Here is a 19,483-nt window from a genome sequence, read left to right as displayed (position 1 = left end):
CTTTGCCGGTGTCCGGTGTGGGGGGCAGGTGTGGCCTGATATTAGTCCCCGCGCCTCCCGGCAAAGGAATGCAGGCGAAGAGTTGTGAACCATTGGTACACAAAATTATCTCAAATGTGTCAACCCCCCTGCGGGCCTTTGCCGGTGTCCGGTGTGGGGGGCAGGTGTGGCCTGATATTAGTCCCCGCGCCTCCCGGCAGAGGAATGCTGGCGAAGAGTTGTGAACCATTGGTACACAAAATTATCTCAAATGTGTCAACCCCCCTGCGGGCCTTTGCCGGTGTCCGGTGTGGGGGGCAGGTGTGGCCTGATATTAGTCCCCGCGCCTCCCGGCAGAGGAATGCTGGCGAAGAGTTGTGAACCATTGGTACACAAAATTATCTCAAATGTGTCAACCCCCTGCGGGCCTTTGCCGGTGTCCGGGTGTGGGGGGCAGGTGTGGCCTGATATTAGTCCCCGCGCCTCCCGGCAGAGGAATGCTGGCGAAGAGTTGTGAACCATTGGTACACAAAATTATCTCAAATGTGTCAACCCCCTGCTGGCCGATCTCCCGGGCCCGTCTCAGCTGTGGGGGGTAGGTGTGGCCTGACATGAGTCCCCGCGCCTCCCGGCAGAGGAATGCTAGGGAAGAGTTGTGAACCATTGGTACACAAAATTATCTCAAATGTGTCAACCCCCTGCGGGCCTTTGCCGGTGTCCGGTGTGGGGGCAGGTGTGGCCTGATATTAGTCCCCGCGCCTCCCGGCAGAGGAATGCTAGGGAAGAGTTGTGAACCATTGGTACACAAAATTATCTCAAATGTGTCAACCCCCTGCTGGCCGATCTCCCGGGCCCGTGTCAGGTGTGGGGGGGCAGGTGTGGCCTGACATTATAGCAGCAGTCACTTAGGGAACGGACATTATCCCTCTTTTGTCACTTTGAGGGAATTCGACGAATTTGCGTCATTTCAGGCAACGACAGATGGGGCTTTCACCCCGTTTTGACAGAAGAGGGTTATAGCAGTATGCACTTAGATTAGAACATTAGACCTTCAGGGGGGGCGGGACGCCTGCCCTACGTCTATATAGCAGTAAGCATTTAGGAAACGTACATTCCGGCCTCCCTTGCTCCAGAGCTCCCGAAACTTCTATTGTTCTAACCAATATGACTGCTGCTATAATGGCATGCCCCATAGGGCATGGCGCATGGCCCCGGGCGCATGGGGAAGACTCACAGATCTATGCTAAATACGATGATGCGATGATCTCATGCATGCGTGATGCCATGCATGCGTGATGCCCGAGGCGATGATGCGCATGTCCTAAACTAACTGTTTATTGCTATAATAGCAGATTAGAATGCGACCTGTTATCAGGCGGAAAGAGGGAATTTTGAAATTTGAATTTTGAATAGATTCAGACTTCAAACTTCAAAATTAAAAAGTTTTAATTCTTCTTGCCAGGGCCTGATTGATGTGGTTCAGCAAAGAGGCCACCGGCAGGTCGGAAGGCAAAATCTGCGTGGCAATTTCCTGCAAAACTGTGTCGAGCCGGTCATCGTTATTTTCACAAGAAGCGGAATAGAAACAGCGCTCTTGCGGTGGGGGCGCTCGGCGGGCCCGTCCGGACGGAGGCGGCGACTTGCTGCGCCGGTCGAGTACCAGAACTGGCGGCGGAGCGGGCAGCTGCCCCAAAGAAACCAGAGCTTGCGCTCCTCGCGCCTCGTTCGTGGGTTCAGCCAAGCAAATCAAGAGCAAGTCAGCGCTCTGGCTTTGCAGCTGCTGCCAAACTTCAGCCCAAGAGCGGCCAATCAAAACTCTCAACCCAGCGGTTTGCATATACTGAATCAGTGCGGGCAGCCCGCCGTTTGCAGGGGCGGGACCGGCCTGCCCCGCCAGAGCGCCTGACCGGGCCTCCGAGCCGTTCAGGGACTGCTCGCTCAGCCGCCAACACCCCTTACCCAGTAAAGTCTCTTCCAGGGTGGGGGTGATGGGAGAGCAGGGGGGGGTGAGAGGCAGGGGGGGGTCAAGGGTGGGGGTTTGAGCTAACAGCCCCCCAAGAGGGCCCACACCCGTGCCCCTTCCCACAAAGGCCGCCATTCCCTTTGGGTGGGGATTGCCGGTGGGCAGAGATTCCCTGGGAGCCGGGGTTGCCTTTGGCTGGGGTGGAGCAAACGGGGCGGAATCAGAAGTAGGGTCAGCCGGTGCTGGCAAGTCCGGCAGTGTGGAAGTGTCCACCACTAAAATAACCGGCTGGCAGCTCATGCCCGCAGCTGCCACCAGCAGCTGCAACAGAGCCGCCGGTGCTGGTATCCCCGCAGGGGAGTCAAGAACTCTCCCCGAAGGGGAGCCAAGAATATCAGACTGGGCTCCGCCGGCAGCCGGCGGAAAGGGAAACACAGAAAGTCCGGGCACAAGACTTGCCGCCACAGCGATCTCCCGATCGAGCGCCACCAAGGGGAGCTTGGCCAAACTGCTGTGCCCGCTCAGCTGTTTCAGGTAGGCCAGGGGGTCTGGCAGCTGGCCGGCAGTATCGAGCAACAGGACATCCGGCTGCCAAAGTCCGGCGAGGAGTTCTGCCTGCTCCAGGTCATCGGCTTCCAGCACCCGGTATCCCGCCTGCTGCAACAGGCTGTTGAGATTCTCCGCCGGCATGAAGCTGTCAGCGGTCCTGTGCTCTGGAGCGGCAGCCGCCGCCTCTGGCAGGGCATTGAGGCGGAGAACCGTCAGGGCGGTGGCGGGTTGTGGCGTCTGCTCGATGAGGCTGCCGAACAGGTGCTGCAGCGCCCCCCGACTGACCGGCAGGGTCAAAAAGCCATCCGCTCGGTTTTGATACGCTTGTTCCTTGTGTGCCAGGGTAGCTGTGACAATCGCCGGAATCTGGCGAGTGGCGGCATCCGACTTGAGCAGCGTCAGCACGTCCCACCCGGAGAGCAGTGGCAGCACTGGGTTGAGGAAAATCGCCGCCGGCGCGAACCGGCGAGCCTTGTCGAGAGCCTCGGTGCCGGTGCGGGCAACCACCACCCGATAGCCCGAGCCGGTGAGCAGTTCAGTCAGCGCTTCGATAAACTGCGGCACCGCCTCGACAATCAGCACCAGGCGGTGCCGGCGGGCTGCCCCGATTCGGGGCTCCCCAGTGGCAGCAGTGGGAGTGGTGGCTCCTGCGGAGCCGCGCGGGGGGTGCGGCGGCAGCAGCAAGGTAAACTGGCTGCCCTTCCCCTCGCTGGAAATAAAACTGACATCGCCGCCGTGCAGGCGGGCCAGACCTCGGGTCACGACCAGTCCCAGCCCCGCTCCCTCAAACCGGCGCGTCAGGGGATTTTCCAGCTGCTGGAATTTTTGAAAGATCAGGTGCTGCTTGCCCTCTGGGATGCCAATTCCTGTATCCCACACGGTAAAGGCAATCCAGCCAGACCAGCGACTCACCTTCAAGCCGGTGGCCCCTCCCGGTTCGGTGAACTTAAAGGCGTTGGAGAGGAGATTGACCAAGATCTGCCGCAGGCGCATCTCATCGGCGATCAGCGTCTCTATACCGGCTTCAATTTCCAGGGCAAACTGGACTTGCGAAACCTCTTCTTCGGTACAGTCCCCGGCGTTGCTCCTTGCTGGGGGGGGTGTCGCTGCGGCGCTCGAGCCTGGGGCTGCTGATTGGAGCTGCTGGGCTTGTTTTATGGCCCGCTCGCAAACTGCCGGCACGGAAACGGGCTCGATCACCAGCTCCAGCTGGCCGCTCTCCATGCGAGTCAGGTCTAAAATGTCATTGACCACGGTCATCAGCTGACGCCCGCTCTGGTAGATCAATTGAGCGTAGCGGGCTTGGCGCTCGTTGAGCTGCCCGATAGCTTGATCTTTGAGCAAGCTAGACAGCCCTAAAACGGCGGTGAGGGGAGTTTTCAGTTCGTGGCTGATGCAGGCTAAAAATTCATCTTTCAGCCGGTTCAGCTGCACTAAATCGGCATTTTTAGCCGCCAGCTCCTTGGTGACCTGCTCTTGCTCGGTGACGTCCTGCGCCAGCAGCAGCCACAGGGTTTCTTCTTCGCCGCCGGCGGTGGCGGCTTCTCCCCCCGTGCTGGCAGCCGGTGCCGAGTCCGGCACCCGATATGCCCCACCGGCCCGCCGCGCCTGCCCGCTGCCAGCGGAGGGGGGCTCTTGTTTTTCTTTTTGCCTCCTGGAGGGGGGGCGTTTTTCAGCGTCGGGCTGCTGAGGCTGGCGAGGTCCCGGCATGGCAATGCCCAGCGGCAGTTTGACGAACTGCCAGATTTGCTCGCCCCCACCCGGCAGCCGGCAGACACTCAGGCAGGCTGCCGGTTCGGCTGTTCTTGGCCCCCCCGAAGACGGGCCTTCTTTGCCCCCGGAAGGAGGGACGGGCTTGCACCATGCAGGCTGGCACCACGAGGGCACAGCAGCCCAAGCGCAGGGGTCAGCCCCCTCCCCTGGGCTGGCTTCCGGGCCACTTGGCGTCGCCCCCACCTCGCCTGCTGCCCCCATAAGCCCCGGGTTTTCTGGCTCCTGCCCCCTCCCGTCCCGGCTGGCCGGCACTTCTGGGAAATGCCGGTGCCATGCCAGATTGCTTTGCAGCACCTGACCCGTACAGTCAAGCAACCTCAGGGGCAACGGCAGTCGCTCCAAGAGTTCTGCCAGGCTGTTGAGAGAGTTGAGTGATTTAGGACCGGCAGCGCCCGAGGAATGGGATTGAGAATTTAAAATTGAGGGTTGGGAGCTTTCTGGCGCAGCCATTGCTCTGGCTGTGGCGTCCCACTCCGGAACCCAGTGGCCCGCCAGGAATTTCAGCAGCCGCTGCCGGTCGAGCAGTCCCAAGAATTGTCCAGCTGCATCGATCAAGGCCCAGTCCCGCTCGCTGGCACCGGCGAGGCTGTCCTCTTGCAGGTACGGCCAGAATTGGCTGAGGCTGAGATCGGCGCTCAAGATAGCCACCGGCTCGATCAGCGCCGGCCCTGCTGCCAAGAGCCGCTGTTCGAGGTCTAACTCTGGGAAAACTGTACCTGTAACCGGAGGAGTGGCAGCCGGTGGCAGCAGGCTGCGGTCCGGCAGCAGGCTCTTGGCCAGCAGGGGCATCAAGCGGCGCAAGCGCACCAATCCCAGAAGGCGTTGCCCCTCGCTGACCACTGCCAGGCGCTCGCACTGACTCTGGCTGAAAATTTCCAGCACGGTTCCCAGCCTTGACGCCTGCCCGCAGGTGGGCACGGCCTGGAGAAATGCTCGCAAATAAATGGTGGGTATTGACATCACAAACCTTGCTGTCGGCGAGACAAGGGCCCCCACACAGCTACGGGTGGCACGATTCGGCCCGCCCGGGCTCCAGCGCCGCCAAAGTCCGTCACAAACTCAACTTACGCCATCAAAGAGAGCGCGACAGCCCTTAAAACTCTGAAGGGGGACAGCTCAATTATTACCCGCTCATGGGGCTCTCTAATGCGTTACGCTTACAATTGGTTACAATTACAGGTTGAATGTTTAAATAAGGATTAAGTCTCCTGTTCAGCAGGCTGCTTTGGTTGCGGATGCTGAAACGCGAACAGCCACGAACGTCCCTTCATCGCCAAAGCCTTTGCGCCCACAACTCTCTATTTGTATCTTCCTGCGCTCTCACCGGGTGGCCGAGTCCCTCACGGGACTTTTGGCTAGCGAGCGCTATGTTGTCACTTACTTCTACTCGGAAGCCGAATTCTTGCCATTTGTCGAGAGCGAAAAGCAGCGACTTGACTGTCTGATATTGCAGGCTGACCCCGCCCTGTCGCCCCTGGCCGGGCAGCTGCGCGATTGCGCCATCCTGCTGCCGGCTGTGATTGTGCACTTCAGCGCCGGCCCCGGAAGCAACGGCGAACTGTACCAGCCCCCTGCCACTCCCGCCACAGTCCTAGCTGCGGCCCCACTGAATGCCGCTCTCAACGAGGCCGATCCCACGTGTTTCTACCACAGCGCCGAAGTCAGGGTATCCGGCTCCCAACTCAGCCAGATTGCGGGTTATATTGACCAAGCCATAGGCGAATTCCTCAATCTCTCCCCCCCTAGCCCCTTGACAAACGTGGCTTCTGATGCTAAGAGCAGCAGCGAACTCACCACTGAGCATTTCCTGATGCAGCAGCAGCGCCGGCTTGCTGAAAAATTGAGAGAGCGATTAGGATACCTAGGTGTGTACTATAAACGGAATCCCCAGCGCTTTCTGCGCCACCTGCCTCTGGCAGAAAGGCAAAAATTTTTAGAAACCCTAAAATGCGACTACCGGCAAATCATTCTCAACTATTTTTCTAAAGATGACTCCCTCAACCAAAAAATAGACGATTTCGTAAACAGCGCTTTTTTTGGAGATGTGCCGGTAACGAATATAGTAGAAATTCATATGGACTTAATGGACGAATTTGCCAAACAGTTAAAATTAGAAGGGAGAAGCGAAGAAGTGCTGCTAGACTACCGCTTGACACTGATTGATATAATCGCTCATCTGTGCGAAATGTACCGCCGGTCTATTCCCAGAGAGTCTTGAGGCAAACTTTCAGCTTTCTTCTCTCTACTTTTTTCCGGACTCTGGACGCTAGACTCACCCAGTCTCCAGTCCCCAGCCCCACGCCTAACATCCCTAACTTGCATGTATGTCGCCTCTAAAAAAGACCTATGTCCTCAAACTGTACGTGGCTGGGAACACTCCCAACTCTGTTCGAGCTTTGAAAACACTCAAGAACATCCTCGAACAGGAGTTTCAGGGAGTATACGCCCTCAAGGTGATAGACGTACTCAAAAATCCGCAACTGGCGGAAGAGGACAAAATTCTCGCCACCCCAACCCTGTCCAAGATATTGCCGCCGCCGGTGCGCAAAATTATTGGCGATCTCTCGGACAGGGAGAAAGTCTTAATCGGGCTAGACCTCCTCTATGAAGAGCTGTGTGAGGAGGAATCGAACCTCTAGTTAAAGAGAGGCTCTCGCACAACATGTTTCTCCCGGCGACAGATTTTATTGTAATATCTGGGGAGGGATGTTGTGTTTCTCTCGTTAGATTCGCTTTTATATAAGCCAAAGCTATGAATGAAGCCGATTCAATAGGGCAAAGCAATCAGTTCCCAGCGGTGGGAGTCCAAAAAATTCGCACGATGATAGAAGGCTTCGATGACATCAGTCATGGAGGCATGCCGGTGGGCAGGACTACCTTAGTCAGCGGCACTTCTGGCACCGGCAAGACGCTGCTGGCTGTTCAGTTTCTCTACAACGGCATCACCTATTTTGACGAGCCGGGGGTGTTTGTCACCTTTGAAGAATCTCCCAGCGATATCATCAAAAATGCCTGCAGCTTTGGTTGGGATTTGCAGCGCTTAGTCGAGCAAGGCAAACTGTTCATTCTCGACGCCTCCCCCGATCCAGAAGGACAAGATGTGGTCGGCAATTTTGACCTCTCCGCCCTGATTGAGCGGATTCAGTACGCCATTCGCAAGTACAAAGCCAAGCGAGTTTCCATCGACTCGGTGACTGCTGTCTTCCAGCAATATGACGCCGCTTCCGTGGTGCGGCGGGAGATATTTCGCCTGGTGGCTCGCCTCAAACAAGTCGGCGCTACCACCATTATGACCACAGAGCGGGTAGAAGAATACGGGCCGGTCGCCCGTTTCGGCGTCGAGGAGTTTGTCTCGGACAATGTGGTCATCGTGCGCAACGTCTTGGAAGGAGAGCGCCGCCGGCGCACCGTCGAGATTTTGAAGCTGCGAGGCACCACCCACATGAAAGGGGAGTACCCTTTCACCATTACCAATGAAGGCATCAACATTTTCCCGCTCGGTGCCATGCGACTGACTCAGCGCTCTTCCAATGTCCGGGTGTCCAGTGGCGTGAAAACCCTCGACGAAATGTGCGGGGGCGGTTTCTTCAAGGACTCTATCATTCTGGCCACCGGCGCGACCGGCACCGGCAAAACGCTGCTGGTGAGCAAATTTGTGGAAAATGCCTGCTTGAATGGCGAGCGCGCTCTGCTGTTCGCCTACGAAGAGTCCCGCGCCCAGCTGTTGCGCAACGCTTACTCGTGGGGCATTGATTTTGAGGAGATGGAACGCCGGGGCTGGCTGAGAATTATCTGCGCCTACCCCGAATCAGCAGGACTGGAAGATCACCTGCAAATCATTAAGTCGGAACTCACGCAGTTCAAGCCCTCTCGCCTCGCCATCGACTCCCTCTCCGCACTAGAGCGGGGAGTCAGCAACAACGCTTTCCGGCAGTTTGTAATTGGCGTCACCGGCTATGCCAAGCAAGAGGAAATCACCGGCTTCTTCACCAACACCACTGACCAATTCATGGGCTCCCACTCCATTACAGATTCCCACATTTCCACCATTACAGACACCATTTTAATGCTGCAGTACGTGGAAATTCGGGGCGAAATGGCGCGGGCTATCAACGTTTTCAAAATGCGGGGTTCTTGGCACGACAAGGGCATTCGCGAATACACGATTACTGAAAACGGGCCAGAAATTAAGGATTCCTTCCGCAATTACGAGCGGATTATCAGCGGTTCACCCAGTCGCATTGCTGTGGATGAAAAAAGCGAACTTGGCCGAATTCTTAAGGGAGTTCAGGGTAAGAAGTCAGACGATTCCAACCGCTAAATTGGCCCCTATTGGACGGAACGTAGAGAGCAGATACACCATCCGCCTCTACGCTGCTCTCACGGGGGTGCCGGTGTGCAATTTTGCCCAATCAGACTCAACAATTACGTTAGAAACACTCACTAAAAAGCCGCACCTGGCCTTTTAATCCCCAAAATCCTTATCCCACAAGGATTTGATGGACTTGATCCTCAACGAGCATGGAGGGATTTGAACCCCCGACCCTCAGAACCGGAATCTGATGCTCTATCCACTGAGCTACATGCCCTCGAACACTCTGTTAGTATAACACACCTGCCGGCGATTTGCGCAAGTATTTTCCACCGGCAACCGAAAAATTTCCCACACAGCCCCACCGGCACCCTTTTGGCCCACATTAGGCCACCGGCCCTTGGCCCACTCCACCCCGCCCCAAAGTTTCGTAGTTGGGCTTCAGCCCAAAGGTTCGTAGTTGGGCTTCAGCCCAAAAGGTTCGTAGTTGGGCTTCAGCCCAAAGGTTCGTAGTTGGGCTTTAGCCCAATTAGCCCAAAAGTTCGTAGTTGGGCTTCAGCCCAAAGGTTCGTAGTTGGGCTTCAGCCCAATTAGCCCAAAAGTTCGTAGTTGGGCTTCAGCCCAAAGGTTCGTAGTTGGGCTTCAGCCCAATTAGCCCAAAAGTTCGTAGTTGGGCTTTAGCCCAAAAGTTCGTAGTTGGGCTTTAGCCCAAGGTTCGTAGTTGGGCTTTAGCCCAAAAGTTCGTAGTTGGGCTTTAGCCCAAAAGTTCGTAGTTGGGCTTTAGCCCAAAAGTTCGTAGTTGGGCCCCAGCCCCACCCAACCCACCGGCAGCCCATCGCCGGCAAAGGCTCGAAAAAGGCTATTATTCTATTAATCTGCCCGACTCGGCAATTGAAACTACCCCTATTCCTCCATGCACTATTGGACATCAGGACAGCAGTTGAGCGACGGCAAATATATTATTGAAGCCATCCTGGGCACCGGCGGCTTTGGCGTCACCTATCGCGCCAGAGAGCAGCCCTCCGGCCAATCAGTCGCCATCAAGACCCTCAACTCTAGAATACAGCAAAAAAGCGATTTTGACAAGTATCAGGAAAAATTTCTCAACGAAGCGCTCTGTCTGGCCAAATGCAGCCACCCCCACATCGTCAAAGTTCACAAAGTCTTCCAGCACCAAGGCTTGTGGTGCCTGGTCATGGAATACATTGCCGGCGAGAATTTAGGGCAATATCTTGAGGATCGCGGTGTCCTGTCAGAAGAAGAAGGATTGCGGATTGTCCGGCAAATTGGGGAAGCCCTAACCGCCGTGCACAGCCAGGGATTTTTGCACCGGGATGTCAAACCGCTCAACATTCTCCTGCGCCAGGATACGGGAGACGCCGTGCTGATTGACTTCGGACTGGCTCGCGAATTTACCTCGGGCATCGCCCAGACTCACACGAATCAAATGACCGAGTGCTTTGCGCCGGTTGAGCAGTACGAAAAAAAAGCCGAGCGCGGGGCTTATACTGATGTTTACGCTTTAGCGGCGACGCTGTATGTTTTGCTGACAGCTAAACTGCCGGTGCCGGCTAGATTCCGCCAAGAGGCTAACATTCCCTTAACGCCGCCCAAGCAACACAATCCCCGGATTAGCGACAGGGTGAGTGAGGCGATTCTCAAAGGGATGGCGCTGCAACCAAAGGACCGCCCCCAGACAGTGCGGGAGTGGCTGGAACTCCTGGAACCCCCCCTTAAAAAGGGGGCGCAGGGGGGGATATTGCCAACCTTTCAATTCGAGATTGTTATCGTCAACCGCCGGGGGGAAATAACCAGCCGGAAGCGCAGCCAAGCGCAGTTTTTTGCGGAAAATCTGGGAGGCGGGGTAATCCTGGAAATGGTCGCCATCTCAGGGGGCACTTTCCTGATGGGTTCCCCGAAAACTGAGGAGGGGCGATACGATGATGAAAGTCCGCAGCACACAGTACGAGTAGCGCCTTTCTTTATGGCAAAATATCCCGTGACTCAGGCGCAGTGGAAAGCGGTTGCAGCTTTTCCTAAAATCAATATCGACCTCAATCCCGAGCCGTCTTACTTCAAAGGGGCGAACAGGCCGGTGGAAAATGTATCCTGGGATGAAGCTGTGGAATTCTGCGCTCGCCTTGCCAAAAAAACCGGCAAGACTTACCGGCTTCCCAGCGAGGCAGAGTGGGAATACGCCTGTCGCGCGGGCACCACAACGCCTTTTCACTTTGGCGAGACAATTACAACTGACTTGGCTAATTACAACGGGAGCGTTACCTACGCCTCTGAACCGAAAGGAATCTATCGCCAAAAGACAACCGATGTGGGGAGTTTTCCGCCTAACGGCTTTGGACTGTACGATATGCACGGGAATGTTTGGGAGTGGTGTGCCGATACCTGGCATGAAAATTACCAGGGTGCGCCGGCGGGTGGGAGTGTTTGGGAATCTGGGGGAAATCAAGATAGCCGAGTGCTGCGTGGGGGCTCCTGGGACCTCTCTGCGGTCTATTGCCGCAGTGCCCCCCGCTTCGGGAGCTCTGCGGGCTACCGGCACGGGTATTTGGGGTTTCGGGTGGTGCGGGGGCGTCGTAGCTCGTTGCTTCTTAGTGTTTTCCGGCAACGACTCTTTAGCCCTTTGGTTCCCAGCCTTCCCAGCCTGTAGCCGCAGGGTTCCCGTAAGGGTGGTTCTCTCGTTCCCAGGCAGAGCCTGGGAACGAGGGATGAGACGAAGCCCAACTACGAACTTTGGGCTAAAGCCCAACTACGAACCTTTTTAAACCTTAGAACTTACCCACCCCGAAAAGATGCCAGCAAAAGTTACCCTCACCGTCACTCAAGGAAGTCTCTCAGGGCAGCAATTTGTCTTTGAAGAGCGCACCACCGGCATTATTGGCAGATCCAAAGATTGCTATCCCCGGATACCGGATGACGAAAATCACCTGACAATCTCCCGCTATCACTGCTTTCTCGATATCAACCCTCCCGATATCCGCGTGCGCGACTTTGGCAGCAAAAACGGCACTTGTGTCAATGGCAAAAAAATCGGACAGCGCCAGTCCAACCAAACCCCAGAAGAAGGGGCGAAGCTGAATTTCCCAGAATACGACTTGCAAGAAGGCGACGAAATCCAACTGGGAAATATAGTATTTCGAGTCAGCGTCGAGAGGGAGAGACAGCTAGATCCCACCCAAATAATTCCCGTGGCGCAAGCTGCTGAGACTCCCCAACCCCCCACCCAGATTAACCTCTTTGACTGGCTCAAACGCTTGCTGCACCGAGCCAATGCCGGAGAAAAAAATCTGCTTGCCATTCGCGGCTATACTGTGCTAAAATTATTAGGCAAAGGAGGATTCGGTGCGGTTTATCTCGCCCGCCACAACCAGACAGGAAACGAGGTCGCCCTCAAGGTGATGCTGCCAGAAGTCGCTGCCAATCAGTGGGCTGTCGATAAATTCATGCGCGAGGTGGAAAACAGCAAAGCTTTGCGACATCTCAATGTCGTCAATATGCTCGATTATGGATACTCAGACGGCACCTTTTTCTTCACGATGGAATACTGTGCCGGGGGAACTGTTGCCGATTTAATGCACCGGCGGGGTGGCAAATTGGCTGCCGGTGAAGCTATTCCCATTATCCTGCAAGTTTTAGACGGATTAACCTACGCCCACAGTGCCGAAATTCCCTGCGTAAAACGAGCGGATGGCAGTTTGGGGAAAGGCAAGGGTTTAGTCCACCGCGACCTCAAACCGGCTAACATTTTACTGGACAGTGCCGGCTGTTACCCCACCGCCAAAATCGGCGATTATGGATTAGCCAAAGCCTTTGATTTAGCCGGTTTGAGCGGTCAAACCCTCACCGGACAAAAAGCCGGCACCCCCAGTTTCATGCCGCGACAGCAAGTGATAGACTTTAAATACGCCAAACCAGAAGTCGATATTTGGACAGCCGCCGCCTGTCTCTACACCATGCTCACCGGCAAACTCCCCCGAAACGTTGCCGGTGTCGATCCCTTTCTCGTTATTCTCTCCACAAATGCCATTCCCATCCGCAATCGCGACGCCTCCATTCCCCAACCCCTAGCAGAAGTTATTGATTTAGCCCTCGTGGATAACCCAGAAATCCACTTTAAAAACGCCGCCGATTTCAAACAGGCGCTGCTGAGTGCCGTGTGCCGGTGATAATTGCCGGTGGTGCTAAATAACCTTAGTTGCTACTACAAGTCTAAGCATCCAGATACCCCCTTGCCCCCTAAAAAAGGGGGGTTTTGAAAATATTCTCCCCTTGACCTCGTTCCCAGAAAGAGCCTGGGAACGAAGGCTAGGAGGCTCTTCTTTTAGTCCGCGAAGGCGGACTTTGTTTGTGTAGCCGCGATTTCAATCGCCGGGGAACTTAAGTTGACACCGATCGCCCCCGAACCCCGGAACGAGGGCATGGATGCCAGAAACCAGGCTTCTTTTTACAGTCTCTGATTTTACCGGAAGACTGACTATAAACCCGGTTTCTTCACTCGGGAGCATCCCGTTTTTGCATTGGCAAGTGGGCCCAGGCGATTAGAAATCGCGGCTATACAGACAAAGCCCGCCTACGCGGGCTAAAGAAAGAGGCGGGTAAACTTTCTTATGTTGGACGGAAAGCGGGAATACAAAAGTGGGATGCTCCCCTTCACCCAGCCACCGGCACCCCCGCCACACCGGCACGCCACTCCTCCAAATCCGCTAAAGCCCGATCCCGATACCCCTCATACCGCTGCTGCTTATTGCGAATTAAATGCGGTAGCGCCGGCAAAATCCCAAAATTCGGCGGCATCGGCTGGAAATGCTTCGGCTCAGCCGAACTGATGAAGGCAAACAGCGCCCCCATCATCCCAGTCGCCGGCAAACTCACCGGCTCCAACCCCAGCGCCAGCCGCGCCGCATTCGTACCCGCCAGCCAGCCACCCGCCGCCGCCGCCGTGTACCCCTCCGTACCCACCAGCTGTCCCGCCGCCAGCAGCGTCGGGCGGTTCTTGAACTGTAGCGTAGGATACAGCAATTCTGGCGAATTTATGAATGTGTTGCGGTGCATCACCCCCATCCGCACAAACTCCGCATTTTCCAGCCCCGGAATCATCCGAAACACCCGCTTTTGCTCGCCCCAGCGCAGATTCGTCTGGAAACCCACCATATTCCACAACTGCCCCGCCTTATCCTCCTGGCGCAACTGCACCACCGCATAGGGGCGAAAGCCGGTGCGCTGATCCGCCAGCCCCACCGGCTTCAGCGGTCCGTAGCGCATCGTATCCTCGCCCCGCTTCGCCATCTCCTCAATGGGCAAACACGCCTCGAAAAACTTCGCCGTCTCCCGCTCAAACTCCTTCAATTCCGCCTGTTCTGCATAGCACAGCGCGCGCCAAAAGTCAAGATACTGCTCTCTAGCCATCGGGCAATTCAGATAAGCAGCTTCTCCCTTATCGTAGCGAGAGGCGCGAAAAACGATATCATAATTAATAGATTCCCCCACAACAATCGGGCTGGCGGCGTCAAAAAAGCTCAGGTATTCCATGCCGGTGAACCGGCGCAAATCTTCCGCCAAATCGTAACTCGTCAGAGGACCAGAAGTTAGCACCGCAATCCCTTCTGGCGGAATTTCCCGCACCTCACCCCGGCGCAATTCAATCAAAGGGTGACTGGCGAGAGTTTCCGTCAAATCGCGGCTAAAAACTGCCCGATCCACCGCCAGAGCCCCACCGGCAGGCACCTGATGTTCGTCCGCCTTGCTGATAATAATAGAACCCAGCCGGCGCAATTCTTCGTGCAGCAAACCGGCAGCTTTATCTGTTGCCTTCGCGCCGAAAGAATTGCTGCAAACCAGTTCAGCTAGCTCGCCGGTGTGGTGAGCTGGACTCTGGCGTTCGGGGCGCATTTCGTGCAGGATTGCCGGCACGCCGTTTCGGGCAATTTGCCAAGCAGCTTCCGTGCCGGCGAGTCCGCCGCCAATCACATGAATGGGCTGTTTTTCTGTCATTTTCAGCTCTCACCTCTCAGCTTGCTCTCGTCTCTCAGAACCAAAATCATTTAAGTGAGGAGGGCGGCGCACCTCACTAATATGAACCACCTAAAGATTTAACCACTTTATAAGCATCTCAGGAGCCGGCAGCATAATTGCCACCAGCAGGGCTAGAGACATCAATCCCCAGAAATCGCGCTGGTTGTCCAACTCACTGACATCATTGAGCGCCGGCTCATCAGTAATGGGCATCAAGAACAGCAGCAGCGCCCAGAACATCAGTTCAGGGCGGATCAGGGACAGCGCTAGCATCAAGAACCGGGTCATTTGGCCGATCAGGATGCTGGTGCGCTGGCCAAACATGGCGTGAACGATATGGCCGCCATCCAGCTGGCCCACCGGCATCAAATTGTAAGCCGTCACCACAAGTCCCACATAGCCCGCCACCGCCACGGGATGGAGATGGATCGCCTTGCCGGCAGTCAGAGCACCTCCGAGCATCAGCTTGCTCAGCAAAGTCAGCAGCAGCGAAAAGCTGGGATTGAGGGCTTCCACAGTTAACAGCCCTGACTGAGCCGGCAAGTCAACCACCGCCGAATTAGCCAAACCCCAGAGCAACAGCGGCACCGTCACCACCAAACCGGCGGCAGGCCCAGCAATGCCGACATCAAACAGGGCTTTGCGGTGCGGCACCGGCGAGCGGATCTGGATAAATGCCCCAAAGGTGCCCAGGAAAAAAGGCACAGGAATAAAATAGGGCAGCGTGGTGCGAAGCTTGTAGAAGCGGGCGGTGAAGTAGTGGCCCAACTCGTGAGCGCCCAGCACCGCCATCAGCGCCAGAGCATAGGGCAGCCCTTTGAGCAGCAAACTGGAGTCAGATTGCAGGGCGGTGCGGGTGACGCCGGCCATTTGAGCGCCGGCAACCGCTGTCGTGAACAGGGTGATGAACAGCAGTCCTGTGGCCAAACCGGGGCGAGCCAGCGACTCATCCTCCCGCACGGAGTCCTGTGCCCGGTAGGGGTTGGGAACCATCGCGAAAAACGGCTTGCCATTGAGGTTCTCTCGGAACAGCACCAAGAAGCGATCGCCGAATTGCGCCTCGATATTTTTTTCAATGATTCTGTACGCCTCCTCAGGGTTAGAGCGCAGCTGGCCCAAACAGATAACCGCTTGCGGGCGGAACTCCAGCTGCTGCAGGGCGTAGATATTCGCCGGAAAACAGTTTCGCAGCCTGGTTTCTTCGGCTCGATCAATCGGGCGCAGCGGTGGGGCTTGGGACGGCTGCTCGGCATTAGGTGGCGCTCCCGACTCCGAGGCGGCAGCGGAGGGCGGCACCGGCTTTTCTGGGGTGCCGGTGCGCCCCAAAAGAATCAAAACCCAGTAGAGGAAAAAGCAAACCACGAACGGCCCAATTAGGACTGCCGCCGGCAGCGGCGGGTTCTGAGAGTAGCTCAGCAGCCAGACACCCCAAAATAAGGGTGCCATCACCACCAGCCACAAAATCCACACCGGCGTCCGGGTGATGCGGGTGGCGCTGCGCTGCAAAATGAAATATGTGAGCAGTCCTAGTGCGATCAGTCCTAGAAGTAGAAGTAACCTAAAAACCATGCTATGCCCAAGCAACCACAGGCTGTCCTTGATGCCGTTTTTGCGTTTTCACCCAACCGGGACACCTTGGGAGCAACAGCCTATTTCATTGTAGAAAACCAAGGCAATATCCTCATCGACTGTCCGGCTGTCGATGAGGTGAATTTGGAATTTTTGCAGCAGTGCGGCGGCGTCCGGTGGCTGTTTATCACCCACCGGGGCGCGATTGGCAAAGCGGAAGAGATTCAAAAAGCCTTTGGCTGCTCGATTGCCATTCAGGAGCAAGAAGCTTATCTTCTGCCCGGATTAGAGGTGACCGCCTTTCGGGAAGAATTTGCCCTGACGCCGGAAGTCACAGCAATTTGGACACCGGGCCACTCTCCCGGGTCTTCTTGCCTGCACTACACCGGCCACGGCGGGGTCCTGTTTGCCGGGCGTCATTTGCTGCCCAACCAGCAGGGCGAGCCGGTGCCCCTGCGCACGTCCAAAACCTTCCACTGGTTGCGACAGCTGCGCAGCGTGCAGTCCCTGATCGACCGCCTCACACCGGCCACCCTAGCGTACATCTGTCCCGGTGCCAATACCGGCTACTTGCGGGGCAAGCGGGTTATAGACCGAGCTTACGAGCGGCTCGCCGGTCTGGACTTAGCCGCAATTCGGGAGCTGCAGCCCTTGCTGTGAGGGCTTGTAGGGGCAGGGATTAGGGAATTTGGGGATTGAGAGTGGCCAGATGATGCCACCAAAACTCCCATTTCTTTCTCCCCCTCCCCGCAAGCGCTACGGCTTATACACAAATCCCTCTGAGCCCATTTTTCCATGAAGTTGGAAGAACCTCTTTCTCCCCCCTCTCCCCCTTGTGGGAGAGGGGGGCTGGGGGGGTGAGGGGTTTGCTGTGGTCACATAGCCAAGATGTGTATAAACGGCAGCCGCAAGCGGGGAGGGGGTTGGGGGGTGGGGTTCTTCATTCCCCCTGTGGGTGCAACGCCTAATCCCCCAATCCCGGCGATGTTTAAGCTCGGGCTACGCCATCTTCGCGGGCGGCTTTTTGCACCGCAGCGGAGACGACGGAGGACACCCGCTCGTCAAACACAGAGGGGATGATGTGTTCTTTGTCGAGATCGGCGGCATTCACCAGGGAGGCGATGGCGTAGGACGCTTCCAAACACATCTTGGTGGTGATTGACCGGGCGCGGCAGTCGAGGGCTCCGCGAAATACGCCGGGGAAGGCCAGAACGTTGTTGATCTGGTTCGGGTAATCGCTGCGGCCTGTGGCCATAATCGCTACATCGTCAACTATCAATTCCGGCTGGATTTCCGGCACGGGATTGGCCATCGCGAACACGATCGGGTCTTTGGCCATAGAGCGCACCATTTCCGGCTTCACCGCACCGGCAACGCTGAGGCCAACAAACACATCAGCGTCCTTCATGGCGTCTGCCAGGGTGCCGGACTGCTCAACGGCAAATTCTTTCTTTTGCGGTGTCAGATCGGTGCGGCTGGTGGAGAGAATGCTCTTGGAGTCGCACATCCAGATGTTCTTAGCGCCGGCGGTGCGCAGCAGGCGGGCGACGGCTATGCCAGAGGCACCGGCACCGTTAAAGACGATGCGGACATCTGAGATGGATTTCTTGACGATCTTGAGCGCGTTAATTAGCGCTGCCAAGGTGACAATAGCGGTGCCGTGCTGGTCATCGTGAAATACGGGGATGTCTATTTCTTTGCGCAGGCGCTCTTCAATTTCAAAACAGCGCGGCGCGGAAATGTCTTCGAGATTTATTCCTCCGAATACGGGGGTCAGGTATTTCACCGTTTGCACAATGGCGTCGGTGTCTTTGGTTGCCAGACAGATCGGGAAGGCGTCAACACCGGCAAAGGTTTTGAACAGCATGGCTTTGCCTTCCATCACTGGCATCGCTGCCTCAGGACCCAGGTCTCCCAGACCCAAAACCGCTGTGCCATCGCTGACAATGGCTACTATGTTGCTCTTGATCGTATATTTGTATGCCAGCTCCAGGTCTTCCGCTATCGCACTCGATACCCGCCCCACACCTGGGGTGTACGCCATCGCCAGATCGTCTTGGGCTTTCAGCGGTATTCGGTTCTCGACGGTGATTTTCCCGCCTTTGTGCAGGTTGAATGTGCGGTCATAGACGCTCAGCAATTGCACTTCTGGCACTTCTTTGATCGCATTCACAATCTGCTCGTCATGTTCCGTGCTGCTAGCATCGATGGTGATATCTCGAACCACTAGGTGAGGCGTCTGCTGGATTAAGCTAATCTCACCCAAGTCGCCGCCAGCAGCGGAGATCGCCTGCATCAATTTGGCGAGCATCCCGATTTGATTCGGAATCTGCACGCGAACTGCTAAGCTATAGCCCGGGGTTGGTGTAAGCTGTACCATTCTACTTGTCTCCTGGCAATGATTTGCAATTTCACTACTTTATTTTTGCCCAGCGACATAGCGCTGTAGGTCACTGCGGCAGCGGTTTCTCGCTCATTGGAGCGACTGATTTCTCACTCTCGCTATCTCTAAAACGCGCACGCTCTCACTCACTGCGCCCATTCTCTACGTCCAAATCTCCATTAATGATCCCAAGCAGCGCCTGTCGCAAGAGCGCCTCCAAAAAGAGCCGTGGCGGAACTGGAACACTTTTTTGTTCGCTGGCGATCCCACACAGCCATTTGAGCCCGGGTAAAAAGTGCCACTCTCTCTGCTGAGTCTTCCTGGAAAGGCAGAAACCGAGTTTGCGCCGGCGGTTACTTGAGAGCAGCCGGCTGTCAGCTTCAAGTGGGTTTCTGTTCTTCCAGGCTTTAACAACGATCATGTTTTTTTACTGCTGCAAATTGGGGTGGGCTTCAACCCAATCCCCCCACAGGGAAAATTCCTCAGGGCGGCGAGCGTGAGCTGTTTCTGCCCTTCCTCCGCTGCGCGCCGAGGTGTGGAACGGATGGTTTAGGAATTGAACCGGTCTATTCTGAAATCCTGAAACAGGCTCTTCCGCAAGACAGTCGCCTCGCCTCCAGCCAATATCAGCACGAGTTCTGACCGATATTCATGTTCCTATTCCTCTGCAATCATATCAATCTCTTTTCTGCCAAGCAAGTCTTTTTCGACCTTTTTTTATAAAGGAATCATTAAGATTGTTAGGTCGAGAAATCGGTTTCTTCTGGTTCGGCCCGGGCACCGCACGAAACCCGGGAGCGGGCAGCTTCACTTTTTCTTTATAAAACAGCGCGGAGAGAGGTGAGCTGCAGCACAACGGAAACCAAACATTTGTGCTATTTTTTAGCGATCGCAGCCGGCGAGCGGGCTTTCTATTTTGAAAGTGACT

General features: G+C 56.1%; 11 protein-coding genes and 1 tRNA gene. 6 read left to right on the top strand and 6 right to left on the bottom strand.

What is annotated here, in order from left to right:
* The coding region (locus OSC10802_RS54830) for a hypothetical protein (RefSeq protein ID WP_232731754.1) at nucleotides 1-229 on the bottom strand (229 nt) is incomplete at its 3' end.
* 1,185 nt (nucleotides 230-1,414) lie between these two features.
* Entirely contained in the window at nucleotides 1,415-5,224 is a 3,810-nt protein-coding gene (locus OSC10802_RS0125670) for an ATP-binding response regulator (RefSeq protein WP_017719643.1), read from the bottom strand.
* A gap of 322 nt (nucleotides 5,225-5,546) precedes the next feature.
* Between OSC10802_RS0125670 and OSC10802_RS0125665 the strand changes: the two genes are divergently transcribed.
* The 3 genes from OSC10802_RS0125665 to kaiC all read left to right on the top strand — a co-directional run bounded on the left by OSC10802_RS0125665 (nucleotide 5,547) and on the right by kaiC (nucleotide 8,585).
* Complete coding sequence (locus tag OSC10802_RS0125665; RefSeq protein ID WP_026098803.1) at nucleotides 5,547-6,482, top strand: circadian clock protein KaiA; 936 nt, start codon at nucleotides 5,547-5,549, stop codon at nucleotides 6,480-6,482.
* 106 nt (nucleotides 6,483-6,588) lie between these two features.
* Nucleotides 6,589-6,903 carry a circadian clock protein KaiB gene (gene kaiB, locus OSC10802_RS0125660; protein WP_026098802.1) on the top strand — a complete coding sequence of 105 codons (315 nt, stop codon included), beginning with the start codon at nucleotides 6,589-6,591 and terminating at the stop codon, nucleotides 6,901-6,903.
* A 113-nt stretch (nucleotides 6,904-7,016) separates the two neighbouring features.
* Nucleotides 7,017-8,585: a circadian clock protein KaiC gene (gene kaiC / locus OSC10802_RS0125655; protein WP_017719640.1), complete on the top strand. Its 1,569-nt coding sequence runs from the start codon at nucleotides 7,017-7,019 to the stop codon at nucleotides 8,583-8,585.
* 195 nt (nucleotides 8,586-8,780) lie between these two features.
* On the opposite strand, the gene OSC10802_RS0125650 is transcribed toward kaiC, so the two are convergent.
* Nucleotides 8,781-8,853 (bottom strand) — tRNA-Arg (locus OSC10802_RS0125650).
* 636 nt (nucleotides 8,854-9,489) lie between these two features.
* Between OSC10802_RS0125650 and OSC10802_RS0125645 the strand changes: the two genes are divergently transcribed.
* Complete coding sequence (locus OSC10802_RS0125645) at nucleotides 9,490-11,241, top strand: bifunctional serine/threonine-protein kinase/formylglycine-generating enzyme family protein (protein WP_017719639.1); 1,752 nt, start codon at nucleotides 9,490-9,492, stop codon at nucleotides 11,239-11,241.
* A gap of 142 nt (nucleotides 11,242-11,383) precedes the next feature.
* Nucleotides 11,384-12,757, top strand: coding sequence for a protein kinase domain-containing protein (locus OSC10802_RS0125640; RefSeq protein ID WP_017719638.1), 1,374 nt, complete (start codon nucleotides 11,384-11,386; stop codon nucleotides 12,755-12,757).
* Nucleotides 12,758-13,241: 484 nt separating this feature from the next.
* Here OSC10802_RS0125640 and trmFO read toward each other — a convergent pair whose 3' ends face one another.
* Nucleotides 13,242-14,582: an FADH(2)-oxidizing methylenetetrahydrofolate--tRNA-(uracil(54)-C(5))-methyltransferase TrmFO gene (trmFO, locus tag OSC10802_RS0125635; RefSeq protein WP_017719637.1), complete on the bottom strand. Its 1,341-nt coding sequence runs from the start codon at nucleotides 14,580-14,582 to the stop codon at nucleotides 13,242-13,244.
* Nucleotides 14,583-14,672: 90 nt separating this feature from the next.
* Nucleotides 14,673-16,172, bottom strand: coding sequence for a site-2 protease family protein (locus OSC10802_RS0125630; protein WP_017719636.1), 1,500 nt, complete (start codon nucleotides 16,170-16,172; stop codon nucleotides 14,673-14,675).
* A 3-nt stretch (nucleotides 16,173-16,175) separates the two neighbouring features.
* Here OSC10802_RS0125630 and OSC10802_RS0125625 point away from each other — a divergent pair, with 3 nt between their 5' ends.
* On the top strand, nucleotides 16,176-16,832 hold the full coding sequence (locus OSC10802_RS0125625) for an MBL fold metallo-hydrolase (RefSeq protein WP_017719635.1): 657 nt from the start codon (nucleotides 16,176-16,178) through the stop codon (nucleotides 16,830-16,832).
* Nucleotides 16,833-17,160: 328 nt separating this feature from the next.
* Here the strand turns inward: OSC10802_RS0125625 and OSC10802_RS0125620 are convergent, their stop codons facing one another.
* Complete coding sequence (locus OSC10802_RS0125620) at nucleotides 17,161-18,552, bottom strand: NAD-dependent malic enzyme (RefSeq protein WP_017719634.1); 1,392 nt, start codon at nucleotides 18,550-18,552, stop codon at nucleotides 17,161-17,163.
* Between the last annotated feature and the right edge of the window lie 931 nt (nucleotides 18,553-19,483).

The sequence above is a fragment of the Kamptonema formosum PCC 10802 genome, assembly GCF_000332335.1.
Taxonomy (GTDB): Bacteria; Cyanobacteriota; Cyanobacteriia; order Cyanobacteriales; family Oscillatoriaceae; genus Oscillatoria.
Note: the sequence above shows the minus strand (reverse complement) of the source record. Positions and strands in the feature narration are given on the sequence as shown.